Here is a 1597-nt window from a genome sequence, read left to right on the forward strand (position 1 = left end):
CCTGCCGATCCCGTCGCGGGGCCGGAACCGGCGGGGGAGGGGTTCGGCTGGGCGGTTGCGGGGCCCGGGAGTTGGGTCGAGGTGGAGCCCGGTCCGCCGGCCTGGCCCTGGACGGTCGTGCCCCCGGGCGAGTTCGAGGCCTGGACCTGCGAGGAGTGGGCTCCGCCCTGTTGTGCCTGGGTGCTCGTCCCGCCCGGGGTGTTCGAGACCTGGGTCTGGGTGGAGTCCTCGCCGCCCTTCTGACCCTGCGTGGTCACGCCACCCGGGGTGTCGGAGACCTGCGTCTGGGTCGAGCCCGCGCCTGCCCCCTGTCCCTGGGTGGTCACGCCGCCCGGGGTGTTCGAGACCTGGGTCTGGGTGGATCCGGCGCCGGCGTTCTGGCCTTGGGTGGTGATGCCACCGGCGGTGTCGGAGACCTGGGTCTGGGTGGATCCGGCCCCCGCCCCTTGGCCTTGGGTGGTGATGCCACCGGCGGTGTCGGAGACCTGGGTCTGGGTGGATCCGGCCCCCGCCCCTTGGCCTTGGGTCGTGATGCCGCCTGCGGCGTCGGAGGCCTGCGTCTGGGTGGAGCCCGCGCCTGCGCCCTGGCCCTGGGTGACGATGCCGTCGGGAGTGGTGGCGTCCTGGGTCTGGGTGGAGCCCGTGCCGGCGCCCTGGGCCTGGGTGATGATCCCGCCCTCGTCCGACACACCGGTCTGGGTCTGGGTGGACCCCGCCCCGCCGCCCTGCGCCTGGGTGATCACCGCGTCGGCGCTGTCGGCGAGCTGCGACTGGTCGGACATGCCCTCCGCGGTCTGGACCTGCAGGATCCCGACGCCGCTCACGCCGTCCGCGACGGCGGACTGGTCCTGGGTGGCGGACAGGTCCGCGTCCCCGCCGACGTCCGGGTCGTCGTCGAGCGCGACGTGCTCGTCCTGGATCAGCGTCGCGTCGAAGTCCCCGTCGGTGTCCGGCACGAGCTCGACGGTCGTGTACGCGTCCGTGTGGACGGAGTACGTGCCGTCCGGGTTCTCGGTCACGACGACCGTGGCCACCTCGTGGATCACGACGTCCTGTCCGGACTCGGGATCGATCAGCGCCACCCCGTGGTCGGTCGCGACATAGGTCTGGCCCTCGAGCTGCACGACGATCCGGGTGAACGTCTCGACGACGAGGTTGCCGTCCTCGTCGGCGCGGATGACGGACTGCTGGAACTGCTGGACGACGATGTCGATCGCGTCCGAGGAGTCGTCCGACGGGTCGCTGCCGGACCCTCCCGACGAGCCCCCTCCGGCGTCCCCCGACGAGGAGCCTCCGGAGTCGCCGGACGAGCCGTCGGACCCGCCGATCGACTCGTGGTAGCTGGAGCTCTGGGTCGCGGTGACCGACCCGTCCGGGCCCGCCGTGACCGAGCTGGACACGCTGTCGGGGGAGATCCCCTCCGAGCCGCTGACCTGCTGGACCGTCACCGATCCCGGGCCGTCCCCCGCGGAACCCGCTTCGGGACCCTGGGGCGACGGGCCGACCGGAGCGTCCCCGCCCGTGCTCACGGGGCTCGGCGCGGACGTGCTCTCAGAACCCGCCGTGGTGGTCACCGGCGGCGCGCCGCCCTCGTCCG

1 protein-coding gene and 1 pseudogene are annotated in these 1597 nt (G+C 73.5%); one reads left to right on the forward strand and one right to left on the reverse strand.

The window, feature by feature from the left end; genetic code table 11:
• Positions 1–1400 (reverse strand): annotated as a pseudogene (locus H5J29_RS32035) (hypothetical protein); the annotation flags it as partial.
• Between H5J29_RS32035 and H5J29_RS34530 the strand changes: the two are divergent.
• Positions 1384–1597: hypothetical protein (locus tag H5J29_RS34530; protein WP_220188200.1), on the forward strand; the 214-nt coding region annotated here is incomplete at its 3' end. The pseudogene H5J29_RS32035 and the gene H5J29_RS34530 overlap by 17 nt on opposite strands.

This window comes from Pseudonocardia pini (assembly GCF_013870575.1).
GTDB classification, from domain to species: domain Bacteria; phylum Actinomycetota; class Actinomycetes; order Mycobacteriales; family Pseudonocardiaceae; genus Pseudonocardia; species Pseudonocardia pini.